This is a genomic window from Thalassovita sp. (genome assembly GCF_963691685.1).
Taxonomy (GTDB): Bacteria; Pseudomonadota; Alphaproteobacteria; order Rhodobacterales; family Rhodobacteraceae; genus Thalassobius.
The window spans coordinates 3,065,901-3,081,629 of the sequence record NZ_OY829290.1 but is presented as its reverse complement, the minus strand read 5'-3'; the positions used below and the strand labels follow the sequence as shown (position 1 = coordinate 3,081,629).

Here is a 15,729-nt window from a genome sequence, read left to right as displayed (position 1 = left end):
CGGAGGGCTTAGAACTTGCCCTCGATCTCCCACTTGTCCAGCAGGGCGTTCAGCGAACCGTCTGCTTTCATCGAAGCGATGGCCGCGTCGAACTTGCCGCGCAGGTCGGCGTCCGACTTGCGGAAGGCCATGCCGATGCCGCCGCCCAGGTAAACGTCACCGATGAACACCAGGCCACCTTCGGCGACGATCGGGTTCAGGTAGTCTTTGTCCGACAGTACGGCGTCAACTTCGCCCGACTTTACCGCAGCAACGGTTTCGTCCGGGGTGGGGAATTCAACCAGGGTCGCGCCGGTGGTGGCAACGTGGCCCGACTGAATGGTCGAGGACTGAGCAGCCACGATGGCCGAGTTCACGTCCACACCTTCGGCCAATGCAGCATAGGCCGACGGCGACGGCTGGGTGTAGCCCTGGGTGAAGTCTACAACTTCTTTACGCTCGTCGGTGATCGACATGCCGGCGATGATGGCGTCGTAGTTGCCCGAGGTCAGGTTGGGGATGATCGAATCCCAGTCGTTGGTGACCCACTCACAGGTCAGCTCGGCGCGTTTGCACAGCTCATCGCCCAGCTCACGCTCAAAACCGTCGACTTCACCAGCGTCGTTCAGGAAGTTGTACGGAGGGTAGGCGCCCTCGGTGCCCAGACGTACGGTTTCTGCGGCGGCTACGCCTGCGGTCAGCGCCAAAACGGCGGTGCTCAGGATCAGGTTCTTCATGGATCTCTCCCGTTGGTTGGTTTGTGTTATCGTTTTTTCTGGATCGTACACCGCCTGCGTTAGGCGTGGACGGTGGCCGATAGAAACTGTTTCAGACGTTCGCTCTTGGGGCTACCAAAAACCGCTTCGGCGCTGCCCTGTTCTTCGATCAAACCCTGATGCAAGAAGACGACATGGCTGGAAATGTCCGACGCCATCTTCATGTCATGGGTCACGATCAGCATGGTGCGCCCTTCCGCGGCCAGGTCTTTGATCACCTTGATCACTTCCTGTTCCAGCTCAGGGTCCAGGGCCGATGTCGGTTCATCAAACAGCAGCGCCTCAGGCTCCATGCAGAGCGCGCGCGCGATCGCGGCCCGCTGCTGCTGACCACCGGACAGCTGCGCCGGGTAAACGTCACATTTGTCGCCAATGCCCACCTTTTCCAGGTAGCGCCGCGCCGAGGCTTCGACCTCATCGCGGTCCCGGCCCAGAACGGTCACCGGGGCTTCCATCACGTTTTGCAGGATGGTCATATGGGCCCAGAGGTTAAACTGCTGGAACACCATCGACAGGTTGGTGCGGATGCGCAGCACCTGTTTGGGATCGCCCGGATGACGATGTGCGCCGTCGCCTTTCCAGGTGACCGGCTCCCCCTTGAACAGGATGTCGCCCTGCTGGCTGTCTTCCAGCAGGTTGGCGCAGCGCAGGATGGTCGACTTGCCCGAGCCCGAAGACCCGATGAGCGACACCACATCGCCACGACGCGCAGTGATATCGACGCCCTTGATCACTTCAAGGTCGCCATAGGCCTTATGCAGACCACGAATTTCGATAACTGGATCCTGTTCGGACAAGGGTGCCCCTGACTTTTATCCCCGTTTAGGCCAGACAATAGGGACCAAATTCTTGGTCAGTGCAACTTGCAAAACGGCAGTTTTTACAAGGAATCGCACAATCTGACCCAATGTCAGTCGCAAAATGGCGGCGAAAAGGCAATATCTAGCGGCGGATTTGATCAAGTTGACAGCCGCCTTTCGCAACAGGCCGCCGACCGGGGCAATCAGCCGTTGCTGACTCGCTGGCGGGCCAGGTTGCTGTCGCGGTCATTCACCCCCAGAAGGTTTGCAACCATGCGCAGCAATGCATCCTCATGATCATCGCGGGCGCCATCCGCCAGAACCACCGACCACAGCGCCTCAATCACCCCAAGGCGATCCTCATAAGCCACCGCATCCTTGATCGCGCGGGTAAAGCGTACTGTGTCCGGCGCCTCGGCCTCCAGCGCTTCGGCTTCGGCGCGCAGGGCCGCGCTGGCAGCGCCGTCCAGATCAAACCGTGCGGCCAAGATCCGATCAATGCGGGCTTTTTCCTCGGGGGCATAGTCATTGTCGGCACGCGCCACCCGAACCAAAAGCGCAGCAAGCGCCAGACGGGCATCAAATTCAGACAGCGGGGCGGGGCTCGGCTGGGTCAGCCGTTTCAGGAAATCTGCAAACATATGGGGGATATAATCACGCCGGGCGGCTGGGTCCAATGCTTGCGCCAAATATGGCGGTGATCGGCCTATACGTGTTCCAGCGCCTGTGAACGCGCCAGCACGCTGTCGGCATCGGTTAGCCCCAGGGCGGATTGCACGCGGGTCAGACGCTGCCGGCTGCTTTGGTCGCCGCCGCCTTCTTTCAGCGATTGCTCCCAGAGCGCTTCAAGCGCCTGCAGGCGGTCATCGAAATCGACGCCCTGTCGAATCATCTCGGTAAAGATCTCGGTGTCGGGCGCGCGCTGCTCCAGCGCCTCACAGGTCGCCCGCATCGCGGCGGCGTCCCGTGCACTCAGCCCGTAGAGCTGCAACAGCAGCCGTTCGATCCGGTCCAATTCTTGATTGAGGGCTTCTAGCTGGGCCGTTGCATCTGCCACATCGGCGCGGGCGACACGAACCAGCAGCGCCCCGAGCGCATGCGCTGCGTCGGGATCATCACAGCATGCCTCGGTCAGCGTCGCTGTGGTCTTCCGGGCCTCTTGGCCCAGAAGGGCGGTGAACAGACTGCGGAACATGGGTTGATTTAGCCATGCCCGCGCAGTTGTCGCAAAGATTTCTTAACGCATTGCTGCGCTGAGGGGACGTTTGATCGCCTCTGGGTTGCTTTGATCCGCGCCCAAACAGCCTTTATTCGGCGTCATAGCCCTGAACGATCACCAAATCCCCGGTTGAGACCGGATCGCGCAGCGCCTTGGCCGCCTGATACTCAGGCGATTCGTAGCAGGCTTTGGCGGTGTCATAGTCCTTGAACTCGATCACCACGGTGCGGGATTTGCTGGCGCCTTCCATCTGTTCCTGTGCGCCACCGCGGACGACGAACTTGGCCCCGTATTTGGCAAAGGGCGCGGCATTGGCGGCGCGATATTTCTCATAGGCCTGCGGATCCCGGACATCGACATGGGCCACCCAATAGGCTTTGGTCATCTGTTCTCTCCCTTAAGATGTTGTGGCGACCCTGCGGTCTGCAGCGGGGGAGGTCAAGATGGGCAAAGCACGGGGGTCAGCCCAGCAGATCCAGCCCGTCAAATCGAATGTTGTCCAATGCGATGCCCTGCGGATCACGGTTGAGGATCAGGATCCCGGCAATGTCTGGCGCGGCAGCATTGCGGCGGAAACCATAGCTGTCCTCGGCCAGGGGCTGCACCTCCAACGCGGCAATCTCAGTCCCGTCGCGGCGCAGAAACACCACCCGGGCCATCCCGGCCTCACCCCCGCGGATGTCCAGACCAATCGCGCTTTGGTCCCGGTCAAATAAGATGGCCACAGCTCCCTCGCCGATGGCATCGACGTTCGGAAACCCTTGCGGGCCATAGCCCTGCAGGACCGAGGTTTGGGTCAACCGCATCACGCCAAGGGACTGCCCGGTCTGCCCGGCCAGAACGCTCAACGGCGCCAGGGCGCGCCCCTCAATGCGGTCAAAACCACCCTCAGACAGCAGCAGCTGGCCGGCAAACCGCTCGCCAAATTGGGCGCCGGGCTGATCCAGCACGCCCTCCACCTCGCGCCCAACCCCTGGCGAGGACGGCAGATCATCAAAGGTGATCACCCGGCCAAAGCTCAGCTCTGCCTGCGGCACCTGACAGACCGGCGCAGCGCAAGCCATCGCCTGGCTGGCAAAGCAGATCACAAGAAGGGCAGGGAGCAGATGTCGCATGCCAGATAGGGTAGGGCGGTCTGGCCTTTCTGGCAAATTTGCCGCCAAATCACTGACACACATAGAAAAAGGCGCCCCCGAAGGGACGCCCTTTGACAGAATGTTTACCGATCAGACCAGACGCGAGGTTTCCACCGCAGCCCGAACGAAGTCCTTGAACAGCGGATGCGGATCAAAGGGTTTCGACTTCAGTTCCGGGTGGAACTGCACGCCGATGAACCACGGGTGATCCTTCCATTCGACGATTTCAGGCAGGCGGCCATCCGGCGACATGCCCGAGAATTGCAGGCCGCAGGCCTCCAGCTGTTCACGGTATTTGATGTCCACCTCATAGCGGTGGCGGTGGCGCTCCTCGATGGCGGTGCCGCCATAGACCTGCGCCACTTTCGACCCTTCGGCCAGCGTCGCGTTATAGGCACCCAGGCGCATGGTGCCGCCTTTGTCATCGGTTTCTTTGCGGCGCACGGTAGCGTTGCCCTGAACCCATTCTTTCAGGTGGTAGACCACAGGCTCAAACCGCTTTTCGCCGGCTTCATGATCAAATTCTTCCGACCCAGCACTGGTGATGCCGGCCGCGTTGCGCGCCGCCTCAATGACCGCCATCTGCATGCCAAGGCAGATGCCAAGGTAGGGCACCTTGCGTTCACGGGCGAATTGGGCCGCTTTGATCTTGCCTTCGGTGCCGCGTTCTCCAAAGCCGCCGGGCACCAGAATGGCGTGGAACCCTTCCAGATGGGGGGCGGCGTCTTCGTTGTCAAAGACCTCCGAGTCGACCCATTCCACAGTGACCTTCACCCGGTTGGCCATGCCGCCGTGGGTCAGCGCCTCTTTCACCGATTTATAGGCGTCTTCCAGCTGGACGTATTTGCCGACGATGGCAATTTTCACTTCGCCGTCGGTGTTGTGGGTGCGGTCCACAACGTCGTCCCACTTGGACAGGTCCGGGCGCGGGGCCGGTGCGATGCCAAAGGCATCCAGCACGGCCTGATCCAGACCTTCGCGGTGATAGGCTAGCGGCGCTTCATAGATCGATTTCAGATCGTATGCGGCGACAACCGATTCCTTGCGGACGTTGCAGAACAGCGCGATTTTCTCACGCTCTTTTTCCGGGATCGGCTGTTCCGAACGGCAAACCAGAATATCCGGCGCGATGCCGATGGACTGCAATTCCTTAACGCTGTGCTGCGTCGGTTTGGTTTTCAACTCACCCGAGGCCGCCAGATAGGGCAGCAGGGTCAGATGCATAAAAATGCACTGGCCACGCGGTTTGTCATGGGTGAACTGGCGGATCGCTTCAAAGAAGGGCAGGCCTTCGATGTCGCCCACCGTGCCGCCAATCTCACACAGCATGAAATCAACCTCATCTTCGCCGATCGAGATGAAGTCTTTGATCTCATTGGTCACATGCGGCACCACCTGAATGGTTTTGCCCAGGTAATCGCCGCGGCGCTCACGTTCCAGCACGTTGGAATAGATCCGGCCCGAGCTGACCGAGTCGGTCATCCGCGCAGGTACGCCGGTGAACCGTTCGTAGTGACCCAGATCCAGGTCGGTCTCCGCACCGTCGTCGGTGATGAAGACCTCGCCATGTTCAAACGGGCTCATCGTGCCCGGGTCCACATTCAGGTAGGGGTCCAGCTTGCGCAGGCGAACTGAATAGCCGCGCGCCTGCAGCAATGATCCCAGCGCCGCCGACGCCAGACCTTTGCCCAGTGAGGACACAACACCACCGGTAATAAAGATGAAACGAGCCATGTTTTGGCAACTCCCGTGCAGTCCGTTCGGCGATTTCACACGCCACAAGCTAAGCCCATACGGTTGCGCACAACCGTAGCATCACGGGACTCAAGCCATACTGGATTCGCGAAGAATTAGCAAGAAGACCGCAAGATGCTGTTGCGGTCTTTTGCAGAAAGTCAGGGTTTGGTTCAGTCGGCGCGCGGCACCAGCGGTGCGCTGTCGCCAGCCGACGGCGGCAGCAATTCGCTGCCCGCGGGCGCTTCGGTTGCCGGGGCATCGCTGGCTGCGCTGCCTGCGCCGACGCGATCCAGAACCGAGCTGTCCGAAGATTTATCTGCTGCAATGATGGTCAGCGAGATCGAGGTGATGATGAAGCCAATCGCCAGGATCCAGGTCACTTTGCCCAGGGCCGTAGCCGCTGCGCGGCCACTGACGGCACCACCGCCACCACCGCCCATGCCGAGCCCACCACCTTCAGACCGTTGCATCAGCACCACGCCAATTAGGGCGAGTGCGAGGAGAAGGTGGATGATGAGAACGACGTTTTCCATGAGGCAGCCTTCGGATTTGTTCGATGCGGCTACTTAAGGTCTCTCGCGGGGTGGTGCAACCCCGAAGGGGCTTCGGGCGCTGCAAATCTGCGTTCCTTTCCGTTCCGTGCTCTGAGGTGTTGCCGAACAGGCGCAATGCGCCGGTGAAGAGTCGTCGGATCGGGTCTGCCGAGCGAAGGGTGATGAACCACTTTCGGAGTCGACTGCGCGACAGGCTAGGTCATGTGCGGGATGTTATAATTGCCTAGGGCAGGCGTCGTGGATCCTGTGTGTTATAAAACGGGTTAGATCCCGGGATAGCTGGCCACAAAGGTGGGCCGCTCGGGTGTCAAAATACCCAGTTTATCTGCCAGTACCGAGACCGTCGTGTCCTTAGACAGCCGATATGTCTCCCGTTTAAATCGCCGATTTCGACCCTGCCGCGCACCGTCACCTTGTTGAGAAACCAAGTGCAATCAACGTCAGGCTATTTACTCGTCCACATCATCCATATCGGATTGGCCGCTCAGGGTGCGGCGCACATGGCTCCAGCTCAGTCCGATGCCAAGCACCAGTGACAACGCGATGAGTGCCAACCAAGTGTAGCTGTCCCCATCCGTGAGGCTCAGAATGCCGTAATCATAAAGCACCCAGACAAGGGCGCTGAATATGGCCAGAATCAACACCATCCCAAGCCCGCCGATCGACCGCAATGTGGCGCGCAGATAGATGATGTAGCCCACCGACAGCAAAAGCCCCAGCAAGACGGCCATTGGCATCTGATCCGAGAAATTCTGCCAGACCCAGCTGCTGTAGTTCCACTGCGTCGGGTTAAACGTTGCTGTCAGCAGCACGAAGGCCAGCAGCCATCTGATCAGAAACCCCATGCGTGTCACACTCCTCTGTCACATCGGTGGTGACAGCTGAGCCTATTCCCGCAGGTCTGTCTAGGCATCTTTGTGATGTATTGTCGGGTGTTGTGTCTCCAAGCCTCCTCCTAGTTCGTCCTTAGGGAATCGCGTGTTGGTCGTATTGTTGCGTTGAATGATTAATAAAAAGTGGACAGCGCCAGCGCTCTGGCCCAGCATGTCGGCATGCCACATGATCATCACGACCATCCCCATGCGTTGCTGCCGCCGGAACCGGCGCTGCGCGTTAAAGCTTTGGAAACGATTCTCTGCGACAAAGGGCTTATCGACCCCGCCGCGTTAGAGGAGATTATCGACACCTATCAAAACAAAATTGGCCCACAAAACGGTGCCCGCGTGGTTGCGAAGGCCTGGATGGATCCGGATTTCAAACAGGCGCTGCTTAAGGACGCCACCGAAGTGGTGCGCGATCTGGGATACTATGGCCGTCAGGGCGAACATATGGTCGTGGTAGAAAACACCGTAGAGCAACACAATATGGTCGTCTGTACCCTTTGCAGTTGTTATCCGTGGCCACTGCTGGGTATTCCGCCCGGATGGTACAAATCCGATGCCTATCGGGCCCGCGCTGTTCGCGAACCGCGCAAGGTTTTGGCTGAGTTCGGGGTTACCCTGCCGCCTGACACCTCGGTCCGGGTCTGGGATTCCACGGCAGAGGTGCGCTACCTCGTGTTGCCCATGCGCCCAGGAGGGACCGAAGGGTGGACTGAGGATCAGCTCGTTTCCCTCGTCAGCCGCGACAGCATGATCGGCACCGGTCTTGCGCTTACTGCCTCGTCAGTCGCCGAGGATGGTGAGACGTCAAATCAGTCGGTGGAAGGCGCCGCAGAATGAACCGGGTGCACGACATGGGCGGGCGTTTTGGCGATGGCGCGGTCATCCCTGAACCGCAGGATGCACCTGTTTTTGCAACGGAATGGCATGCCCGCGTGCTGGCTGTGACCCTGGCCTGTGGCAGCCTCGGCCAGTGGAATATCGACACCTCTCGCCATGCACGTGAACGCCTGTCGCCAAAGGATTACAGCCGCTTCAGCTACTATGAGAAATGGATTTCGGCGCTTGCTGACTTGCTGGTCGAGACCGGTGTTCTGACCCTAGAGGATCTGGAGCAGGCCGCTGAGAGGGCAAAGGATCAGACCGGGGTTTCAGAGCAAAAAAGGCAGGGCCATCCGCTGTCCTCCCGTCGGCTGCAACCCGAGCAGGTTGCCGCGGTGCTGGCGAAAGGTGGTCCGGCGGACCGGCCAGAGGGGCCTGCCGCGTGGTTCCAACCGGGGCAGAAGGTACGCACGCGGCCTTTGAGGAGCAGCGCCTTGGTCAACGGCGGCCACACCAGATTGCCCAATTATGCCGCCGGAGCAGTGGGTCATATTGAGCGTTACCATGGCAACCATGTGCTGCCTGACAGTGCCGCCCATGGGTTGGGGGAGGCGCCGGAGCCACTTTACGCCGTGCGCTTTGCCGCGTCGGAACTGTGGGCGCATCCGGAGCATCCGGGTGATCAGGTGGTTCTGGATCTGTGGCAAAGCTACCTTTTACCGGAGGAAGAAGCATGAGCAGCTGTCTGGATTTGCCGCAGGCCGATACCCCAGAAGGGGAAGGGCTTTTCGCCGCGCCGGACCCTGTTTTTGAACAACCCTGGCATGCCCAGGTCTTTGCCTTGACGGTCGGTCTGAACGTGGCCGGGCATTTCAGTTGGACCGATTGGGTCGAACGCTTCTCGACCACCTTGAAGGAACATGGTCATGATCGGGCGCTTAACGGGGGAGAGGATTATTTTGCCGCCTGGCTGGAAACGCTTGAGAGCTTTCTGGCGGAAATCGGCGCAGCCTCCTCAGCGCAGGTGGAACACACGCGGGCCCGGTGGGAAGAGGCCTATTTGACCACGCCACATGGGGCGCCGGTGAAGCTGGCGCAATAATCTCACCTCAGGATGTGACGGGGGTGCGCCAGAATTTTCATCCCGCAGACGACACGGTGCCAGAACGCCATTAAGTGCAGACAAAAGGCATCAATGCTGCGCGTACCACGGGTTGAGGTTGGATTTCCTCCCGCTCAGCCATGTTTTCGGTTCCCTCACACCGCCGGTATCGCTATACGGACGCCGGTTTGACTGAATTTGCAAACCGATCCAGACATCACAAGAGGACCAGCAATGGCAAATGTCGTCGTCGTCGGCGCCCAATGGGGCGATGAGGGTAAAGGCAAGATCGTGGATTGGCTGTCGGAACGTGCCGACGTCATCGCCCGTTTTCAGGGCGGCCATAACGCGGGCCACACGTTGGTCATCGATGGCAAGGTCTACAAGCTGCATGCGCTGCCTTCGGGTGTGGTGCGGGGCGGCAAGCTTTCGGTCATCGGCAACGGCGTGGTGCTGGATCCGTGGCATCTGATCAATGAGATCGCAACCGTGCGCGAACAGGGGGTTGAGATCAGCCCTGAGACGCTGATGATCGCCGAAAACACCCCGCTGATCCTGCCGTTCCACGGTGAATTGGACCGCGCGCGGGAAGAGGCGGCCTCGAAAGGGACCAAGATCGGCACCACCGGCCGCGGCATTGGCCCGGCTTACGAAGATAAGGTCGGTCGCCGCGCAATCCGTGTGGCAGATCTGGCCGATCCGGCCACGCTGGAGGCCCGGGTGGATCGGGCGCTGCAGCACCATGATCCGCTGCGCAAAGGTCTGGGCGTGGAGCCGATTGACCGCGAAGCGCTGATTGCAAAACTGACAGACATCGCCAAGGAAATCCTGCCCTATGCGGCGCCGGTCTGGAAGGTGCTGAACGAAAAGCGCAAAGCCGGCAAACGGATCCTGTTTGAAGGCGCGCAGGGCGCCCTGCTGGACATTGATTTTGGCACTTACCCCTTTGTGACCTCGTCAAACGTGATTGCCGGTCAGGCGGCGACCGGTGTGGGCATCGGCCCCGGTTCGATCGACTACGTGCTGGGCATCGTGAAGGCCTACACCACCCGCGTTGGTGAAGGTCCGTTCCCGACCGAACTGCTGAAAGAGGACGGCACCCCGGATGCGGATGGCGAACGTCTGGGCACCCGCGGCCATGAGTTTGGCACCACCACCGGCCGTCAGCGCCGCTGCGGTTGGTTTGACGCGGCTCTGGTGCGTCAGACCTGCGCCACCTCGGGCATCAAAGGCATCTGCCTGACCAAGCTGGACGTGCTGGACGGGTTTGAGACGCTGAAAATCTGCGTTGGCTATGATCTCGACGGTGAGCGTCTGGATTATCTGCCGACCGCCGCCGATCAGCAGGCCCGCTGCACCCCAATCTATGAGGAAATGGACGGCTGGTCCGAGACCACCGAAGGCGCGCGCAGCTGGAACGATCTGCCGGCCAACGCGGTGAAATACGTCAAACGGGTGGAAGAGCTGATCGAATGCCCGGTGGCGCTGCTGTCGACCTCGCCCGAGCGGGAAGACACAATTCTGGTCACCGACCCCTTCGCGGACTAAGTACCCCTCATGGCTCTGAGTTACAAAGCACGTCGCCGACTGTCCCTGCTGGTTCTGCTGGTGGGGCTGCCGGCCTATATCGTGGCGGCAGTGAGCATCGTCAGCCTGTTGGACCGTCCGTCCATTCTGGTCGAACTGATGGTCTACATCGGCCTCGGGGTCATTTGGGCTGTGCCGCTGAAGAAAGTGTTCAAAGGCATCGGCCAGGCCGATCCCAACGCACCTGATGATGGGGCGGATCACTCCTAAGTGTCGCACAGATCAGCGTATTTCAGCCGGGCCGGATTTGGCCCGGTTTTCTTATTTCGCGCTGTCGTGTAAGCTTTGGGTAGATAGGATATTTGGCCTTTGCCGTTTAGGGAGAGCGATTGCTTGTCATTTCTAATTTTGACTGCTATCCGGTCGCTGTAGACTACCTTAGATAGTAAGTGGCGTTTAGATTGTCTGAGATGCAATATATGACCCCTGCAGCTGCGGAAGCGGCTGTGCCAGCTCAGCCCTTGATTGTTGTCGGTGCGTTGACGCGTCGCCGTCCCGATCTGTTTTCGCGCCTGTTGGCCAGTCTTGAGCGGATGGACATCCCACAGGGTGTTCGCGTTGCGTTTTGTTTTGCGGAAAATGATGCTGGTCTGACGATTGGTGGAATGGTCGAGGATTTTGCGGAAAAGCGCGGGTTGCCTGCGACCGCTGTTCTTGAAACCCGCCCTGGTATCCCATTTGGGCGGAACGCAGTGCTGGACGCAGCGCTGGGGCAGGGGGCTGATCATCTGGCCTTCGTCGATGATGACGAAGAAGTCGCGACCGACTGGCTGGTGAAGCTTTACGATTACCATTTGGAAACTGGCGCGGATCTGACCGGTGGCCCTGATTTTCCGATTGAGCCAACCGAGCCGCTGACTGCTGCGCAGCGCATGTGTTTCAACGGCCTGAGCGCGCGTTGCCAGCGCATGGCAGAAAGCAATCAGCGGTTGGAGTTACAAGGGCACGGGCACAAGGCGCCGACTGTTGTCACCAGCAACTGGTTGGCGAAGCTGGAGTTCCTGCGGGAAACAGGCCTGCGGTTTGATGAGGGTTTGGGGCTTTCTGGCGGGTCCGACACGGCGTTTTTTCGGGCCTTGCGGCAGGCCGGCGGGCAAACCGCCTGGACGGCCGAGGCGAAGGTCTACGAACACATCCCCTTGTCACGCCTCAGCGCCGGCTATCAGTTCCGGCGTGGGCGGGATCAGTCGATCTCGTCTTTTCGCATTCGCTATGGCGACAAGCGCGGCCCTAAACTGATCGCGAAGTCCGCGTTTTTTGTGCTGGCCAAAACTATCCTTGGCACGCTGCGCCTGATTGCTGCACTGTTTAACGGCGGGAGCAGTTATGTGCTGGCGCTGCGGGCGTTTGGCTTTGCTTATGGTCGGATCCTGGCGCTACTGGGGCATCACAGCCGGCACTATAAGACCACGCACGGCGGCTGATATTCAGCCGCTTGAGCGCTGGCGTGGCGAAATTTCAAAACTGATCGTGAAAGTGGCATCCCGTAGGGGAATCGAACCCCTCTTTCCAGGTTGAAAACCTGGCGTCCTAACCGATAGACGAACGGGACAAACCGTTTGGTGAGGCGGGTTTTAGGCGGATTGCCACGGCGCCGCAAGTCCAAAAGCAGGGAAAAATCCAGCTAATTCTATTGAGTGCACGCAACAGCGTTGCCTGAAAAATCAGAGCATTTGCTGTCACAACATTTCAGAAGAAATGGCATCCCGTAGGGGAATCGAACCCCTCTTTCCAGGTTGAAAACCTGGCGTCCTAACCGATAGACGAACGGGACAAGCCGCTTGGTGAGGCAGGTTTTAGGCAAACAGCCCGATAGGCGCAAGTGGAAAACGGCAAAATCTGAGAAGTATTTTTGTTTGTAATTATGATTGGTAATAAATGTTTTGTTTCAGTGGTTTGTCTGGATATTTTCTGGTTGTTTTGAAGGGGTGGCGTCACGCAGGACTTGGTGTGGCGGTCCAAATACTGGTGGTGGCGCGTGCCGCGAGGTCTGAGTAGCCTTCTTGCTCCTCGGCGTAGGTCTGGGCGGTGGCAGCGACCATTTGGCGTGCGGTTGTGATCCACTGGAAGGCCAGGCCAAGCACCAAAACAATAGGCCAGTGCCACACCGGCGTGTTGCGCAGGGCCACGGTGAAGAACCGCTGCAGAAATTTCACGGTTGTTTCAAACAGCGCCACAAAGGACCGCCAGATCCGTTTGCCACGACCAGCACCGTTGATGAACAGGCCAAAGTCTTTGTCTCGGCCCAGAATGAGCGCCCGTTTGAACATGTCACCAACGGTGTCATATTGTTTGTGATCCGCCCGGGCCCCCGGCAGTTTCACCAGTTTTACCTGACGTTCTGCCAATCGTTTGGTCCAGACCCCACCATGCCCGCGTGAGGCATCCAGCCGGGGCAGGGGCACATCCAGCAACACGCTGCGTTTGGCGGCAAAGTTGTTGGCGAAGAACCTGTTTTTGGCTTTGCGATGCAGTCGGTCGCGTGGGTCCTCACTGGGGAAAAACCAGGCGTAGGTGCAGACCTCCTCAATCAGGTTGGCGGGTGCCAGGGCTTGAGTGTAGCCTGATGACACCGATGCGCCCTCGACCTCAATCGCGGTGATGTGCTGTTCCAGCCAGTCCGGAACATAGGCACAATCGCTGTCAGCATAGATCAGCAGATCCGCCTCAGTGAAGTAAGGCGCCAATCCCTTTTTATCATAATAGCCTGTGCCCGGCGCGCAGAGCAGTTTGATCTCCACCCGCTCAACAGGGCCTGACTCTGACAGGGTCAGGTCCTCTTCAATGTCATCTTTTGGAACATCTTCATCGAAAATGATCATCAGTTCCATTTTGCGGTTCTGGCTTTCGCCAAACGCCTCCAATTTTTGGATCAGAGCCCCAAGGAAATGCCGGGCCTCCTCTCGCTCCAGCCCCTCAGCGTTTTCCCACTCCAGTACACAACAAATCGTATTCATCTATATCTCACTTTTTTCAGTCAACTACATTTGGATAAAAGAGCTTGGTGGTTGCAAATGTAGCAAATGCAACCCAAAGTCGGATTAGCCTGCCTATACTTTCAGGTAGGTTCTCTAAGATACTGAAAATGCGTGAGCTTTGAAACGCCAAAAACGCGGCCCGAGGCCACGATTTTTTTTGTTTCACGAAAGTTTTGGTGAAAATGGCATCCCGTAGGGGAATCGAACCCCTCTTTCCAGGTTGAAAACCTGGCGTCCTAACCGATAGACGAACGGGACAAGCCGTTTGGTGAGGCGGTTTTTAGGCAAACTGCGCGTGGGGCGCAAGCGGAAAATGACACCGTTGTGACGATTTTTATCGCCTAGCCCAAAGCCTCTGCCGGGCTTGCATCTTCCAGCCGCAGCTGGACCTGTTGACGCCCGCCCCAGCTGTTTATTTCCAGCCGTCCGGCCAGATGGAACCGGGCGCCGCCGTGGTTTGACAGGCGTTCGCCTAGCGGGGTGTCGAAGGCGCCAAAGCAGATAGCATCGATCCGTGCGCCCAGCCCGTCGGTGAAGGAGATTTTTAGGTGGCTTTCGCCTACCCGTTTGGCGAATCGAATCTCCACATCCGGGAACACATAGCGGGGCGCGGCGGCGGAAGCGCCGAAGGGGCCCGCCTTTTCGATCTGTTCGATCAACTCGATGGTGGCTGCACCGGGCATCAGCACGCCGTCCAGTTTCAGATCGGCAGGGCCGGCGTCCCCGGCGCCCTGTTTCGCGAGCAATTCGCACAGCCGTTTCATTGCCGGTTCCAGCTTGTCACGTTCCACCGTCAGGCCCGCTGCCATCTTGTGGCCGCCGCCTTTGACCAGCAGCCCCTCACTGGCCAGCCGCTGGATTGAGGCGCCAAGATCAACACCGCTGACCGAACGGCCGGAGCCTTTGCCGATATCACCGTCAAAGCCGATGACAATGGCGGGGCGGTTGGTGGCCTCTTTCAAGCGGCTGGCGACGATGCCAACGACGCCCGGGTGCCAACCTTCGCCAGCGGCCCAGACCAGCGGCAGATCCAGCCCACGGTCCTCGGCCTGTTCCAATGCGGCGGCGCGCACGGCGTTTTCGATGTCACGGCGTTCGGTGTTCAGCTCATCCAGCCGCTCAGCCATGGCGCGCGCCTCAGCCGCGTTGTCGGTGGACAGCAGCCGCGCGCCCAGATCCGCCTTGCCGATGCGGCCACCGGCATTCACCCGCGGCCCCAGCATGAAGCCCAAAGCGTAGGAGTTTGGCGCCTGTTCCATCCGGCTGACATCAGACAGCGCCACGATGCCGGGGCGATCGCGGCGCGCCATGACCTTCAGCCCCTGACGCACCAGCGCCCGGTTCACCCCGATCAGCGGCGCCACATCCGCCACGGTTCCCAGCGCCACCAAATCCAGCATCGCCATCAGATCCGGGCCTTTGGCGCCTTCGGCCCGCATCTGGCGGTTGGCCTCAACCAGCATCAGGAAAACAACGCCCGCCGCGCACAGATGTGCCAGCGCGCCATCCTCATCCTGACGGTTCGGGTTCACCACGGCCACGGCATCAGGCAGGGTCTCACCACCCAGGTGGTGATCCAGCACCACCACATCCGCCGCTTTGGCCGCCGCAATCGGTTCATGGCTGAGGGTGCCGCAATCGACACAGACAATCAGGTCATGATCCGCCGCCAGCGACGCCATGGCAGCTTCATTAGGGCCATAACCTTCATCAATGCGGTCTGGAACATAGAGCGTGGCCTGACGCCCCATCTGGCGCAGCCAGTCGACCAGCAGCGCGGCGGAGGTGCCGCCATCCACGTCGTAATCGGCAAAGATTGCAATGCGTTGGCGCTGTTTGACGGCCAACAGGAACCGCGCGGCGGCGGCTTCCATATCTTTCAGCTTCTGCGGATCCGGCAGCAAGTCGCGCAGCTGTGGTTCCAGAAAGGCCTGTGCCTCATGCGCAGGAACGCCGCGCCGCGCCAGGGTCTGGCAAACGGCCATCGGTAGGCCGGTCTGCTGGCGCATGAACTCGGCCTGACGCTCCACCTCGATCCCGGGACCAATCCAGCGCCGCCCGTTGAGCGAGGCTTCTACACCTAGAAATGCACGGGTCTCAGCGCTCACCAGTGGCCTTTCAATGTTCTAAAAATACTCATCTGCGACGCCCCCACGAC

17 protein-coding genes and 3 tRNA genes are annotated in these 15,729 nt (G+C 59.6%); 6 read left to right on the top strand and 14 right to left on the bottom strand.

All coding sequences use genetic code 11. The features are described 5' to 3' along the window. Positions 1–8: 8 nt before the first annotated feature. The 9 genes from ACORLH_RS14780 to ACORLH_RS14740 all read right to left on the bottom strand — a co-directional run bounded on the left by ACORLH_RS14780 (position 9) and on the right by ACORLH_RS14740 (position 7,046). Complete coding sequence (locus ACORLH_RS14780) at positions 9–716, bottom strand: transporter substrate-binding domain-containing protein (protein WP_321829120.1); 708 nt, start codon at positions 714–716, stop codon at positions 9–11. A gap of 59 nt (positions 717–775) precedes the next feature. After that, a complete protein-coding gene (locus ACORLH_RS14775; protein WP_321829119.1) occupies positions 776–1,552 on the bottom strand; it encodes an ABC transporter ATP-binding protein in 777 nt (258 codons plus the stop codon). Positions 1,553–1,758: 206 nt separating this feature from the next. After that, on the bottom strand, positions 1,759–2,196 hold the full coding sequence (locus ACORLH_RS14770; RefSeq protein WP_321832830.1) for a TerB family tellurite resistance protein: 438 nt from the start codon (positions 2,194–2,196) through the stop codon (positions 1,759–1,761). 65 nt (positions 2,197–2,261) lie between these two features. Continuing rightward, positions 2,262–2,750 (bottom strand): TerB family tellurite resistance protein, encoded by a 489-nt coding sequence (locus ACORLH_RS14765; RefSeq protein WP_321829118.1) that lies wholly within the window; start codon positions 2,748–2,750, stop codon positions 2,262–2,264. A gap of 112 nt (positions 2,751–2,862) precedes the next feature. Next, the gene (locus ACORLH_RS14760; protein ID WP_058241715.1) at positions 2,863–3,159 is read right to left on the bottom strand and encodes a DUF1330 domain-containing protein; all 297 of its coding nucleotides are present in this window, start codon (positions 3,157–3,159) and stop codon (positions 2,863–2,865) included. A 76-nt stretch (positions 3,160–3,235) separates the two neighbouring features. Beyond that, the gene (locus ACORLH_RS14755; protein ID WP_321829117.1) at positions 3,236–3,889 is read right to left on the bottom strand and encodes a hypothetical protein; all 654 of its coding nucleotides are present in this window, start codon (positions 3,887–3,889) and stop codon (positions 3,236–3,238) included. Positions 3,890–4,000: 111 nt separating this feature from the next. After that, positions 4,001–5,644, bottom strand: a complete 1,644-nt coding sequence (locus tag ACORLH_RS14750; RefSeq protein WP_321829116.1) for a CTP synthase — start codon at positions 5,642–5,644, stop codon at positions 4,001–4,003. Between the two features lie 173 nt (positions 5,645–5,817). Beyond that, positions 5,818–6,180, bottom strand: a complete 363-nt coding sequence (gene secG, locus ACORLH_RS14745; RefSeq protein WP_058241712.1) for a preprotein translocase subunit SecG — start codon at positions 6,178–6,180, stop codon at positions 5,818–5,820. A gap of 470 nt (positions 6,181–6,650) precedes the next feature. Next, positions 6,651–7,046, bottom strand: a complete 396-nt coding sequence (locus tag ACORLH_RS14740; protein ID WP_321829115.1) for a DUF6524 family protein — start codon at positions 7,044–7,046, stop codon at positions 6,651–6,653. A 207-nt stretch (positions 7,047–7,253) separates the two neighbouring features. Here ACORLH_RS14740 and nthA point away from each other — a divergent pair, with 207 nt between their 5' ends. The 6 genes from nthA to ACORLH_RS14710 all read left to right on the top strand — a co-directional run bounded on the left by nthA (position 7,254) and on the right by ACORLH_RS14710 (position 12,017). Further along, positions 7,254–7,922 carry a nitrile hydratase subunit alpha gene (gene nthA, locus ACORLH_RS14735; protein ID WP_321829114.1) on the top strand — a complete coding sequence of 223 codons (669 nt, stop codon included), beginning with the start codon at positions 7,254–7,256 and terminating at the stop codon, positions 7,920–7,922. Next, complete coding sequence (nthB, locus tag ACORLH_RS14730) at positions 7,919–8,641, top strand: nitrile hydratase subunit beta (RefSeq protein WP_321829113.1); 723 nt, start codon at positions 7,919–7,921, stop codon at positions 8,639–8,641. Before nthA ends, nthB begins: the two co-directional genes overlap by 4 nt. Continuing rightward, positions 8,638–9,006 (top strand): nitrile hydratase accessory protein, encoded by a 369-nt coding sequence (locus ACORLH_RS14725; protein WP_321829112.1) that lies wholly within the window; start codon positions 8,638–8,640, stop codon positions 9,004–9,006. The genes nthB and ACORLH_RS14725 overlap by 4 nt, the downstream gene beginning before the upstream one ends. A 234-nt stretch (positions 9,007–9,240) precedes the next feature. Beyond that, positions 9,241–10,554, top strand: a complete 1,314-nt coding sequence (locus ACORLH_RS14720; RefSeq protein ID WP_321829111.1) for an adenylosuccinate synthase — start codon at positions 9,241–9,243, stop codon at positions 10,552–10,554. A gap of 9 nt (positions 10,555–10,563) precedes the next feature. Further along, positions 10,564–10,803, top strand: a complete 240-nt coding sequence (locus tag ACORLH_RS14715) for a DUF2842 domain-containing protein (RefSeq protein WP_321829110.1) — start codon at positions 10,564–10,566, stop codon at positions 10,801–10,803. Positions 10,804–11,012: 209 nt separating this feature from the next. Continuing rightward, positions 11,013–12,017, top strand: coding sequence for a glycosyltransferase family 2 protein (locus tag ACORLH_RS14710; RefSeq protein ID WP_321829109.1), 1,005 nt, complete (start codon positions 11,013–11,015; stop codon positions 12,015–12,017). A gap of 53 nt (positions 12,018–12,070) precedes the next feature. Here the strand turns inward: ACORLH_RS14710 and ACORLH_RS14705 are convergent. From ACORLH_RS14705 to recJ, 5 genes are all read right to left on the bottom strand, one after another. Then, a tRNA-Glu gene (locus ACORLH_RS14705) sits at positions 12,071–12,145 on the bottom strand. 147 nt (positions 12,146–12,292) lie between these two features. Next, positions 12,293–12,367: transfer RNA gene (locus ACORLH_RS14700), tRNA-Glu, on the bottom strand. Positions 12,368–12,527: 160 nt separating this feature from the next. Beyond that, the gene (locus tag ACORLH_RS14695) at positions 12,528–13,550 is read right to left on the bottom strand and encodes a hypothetical protein (protein WP_321829108.1); all 1,023 of its coding nucleotides are present in this window, start codon (positions 13,548–13,550) and stop codon (positions 12,528–12,530) included. A 204-nt stretch (positions 13,551–13,754) separates the two neighbouring features. Next, positions 13,755–13,829 (bottom strand) — tRNA-Glu (locus tag ACORLH_RS14690). 83 nt (positions 13,830–13,912) lie between these two features. After that, on the bottom strand, positions 13,913–15,679 hold the full coding sequence (recJ, locus tag ACORLH_RS14685; protein ID WP_321829107.1) for a single-stranded-DNA-specific exonuclease RecJ: 1,767 nt from the start codon (positions 15,677–15,679) through the stop codon (positions 13,913–13,915). Positions 15,680–15,729: the final 50 nt, after the last annotated feature.

Coding starts and splice junctions, on each gene's coding strand:
- ACORLH_RS14780 (WP_321829120.1), bottom strand. CDS start 716: ATGAAGAACCTGATCCTGAGCACCGCCGTTTTGGCGCTGACCGCAGGC.
- ACORLH_RS14770 (WP_321832830.1), bottom strand. CDS start 2,196: ATGTTTGCAGATTTCCTGAAACGGCTGACCCAGCCGAGCCCCGCCCCG.
- ACORLH_RS14765 (WP_321829118.1), bottom strand. CDS start 2,750: ATGTTCCGCAGTCTGTTCACCGCCCTTCTGGGCCAAGAGGCCCGGAAG.
- ACORLH_RS14760 (WP_058241715.1), bottom strand. CDS start 3,159: ATGACCAAAGCCTATTGGGTGGCCCATGTCGATGTCCGGGATCCGCAG.
- ACORLH_RS14755 (WP_321829117.1), bottom strand. CDS start 3,889: ATGCGACATCTGCTCCCTGCCCTTCTTGTGATCTGCTTTGCCAGCCAG.
- ACORLH_RS14750 (WP_321829116.1), bottom strand. CDS start 5,644: ATGGCTCGTTTCATCTTTATTACCGGTGGTGTTGTGTCCTCACTGGGC.
- secG (WP_058241712.1), bottom strand. CDS start 6,180: ATGGAAAACGTCGTTCTCATCATCCACCTTCTCCTCGCACTCGCCCTA.
- ACORLH_RS14740 (WP_321829115.1), bottom strand. CDS start 7,046: ATGGGGTTTCTGATCAGATGGCTGCTGGCCTTCGTGCTGCTGACAGCA.
- nthA (WP_321829114.1), top strand. CDS start 7,254: ATGCCACATGATCATCACGACCATCCCCATGCGTTGCTGCCGCCGGAA.
- nthB (WP_321829113.1), top strand. CDS start 7,919: ATGAACCGGGTGCACGACATGGGCGGGCGTTTTGGCGATGGCGCGGTC.
- ACORLH_RS14725 (WP_321829112.1), top strand. CDS start 8,638: ATGAGCAGCTGTCTGGATTTGCCGCAGGCCGATACCCCAGAAGGGGAA.
- ACORLH_RS14720 (WP_321829111.1), top strand. CDS start 9,241: ATGGCAAATGTCGTCGTCGTCGGCGCCCAATGGGGCGATGAGGGTAAA.
- ACORLH_RS14715 (WP_321829110.1), top strand. CDS start 10,564: ATGGCTCTGAGTTACAAAGCACGTCGCCGACTGTCCCTGCTGGTTCTG.
- ACORLH_RS14710 (WP_321829109.1), top strand. CDS start 11,013: ATGACCCCTGCAGCTGCGGAAGCGGCTGTGCCAGCTCAGCCCTTGATT.
- ACORLH_RS14695 (WP_321829108.1), bottom strand. CDS start 13,550: ATGAATACGATTTGTTGTGTACTGGAGTGGGAAAACGCTGAGGGGCTG.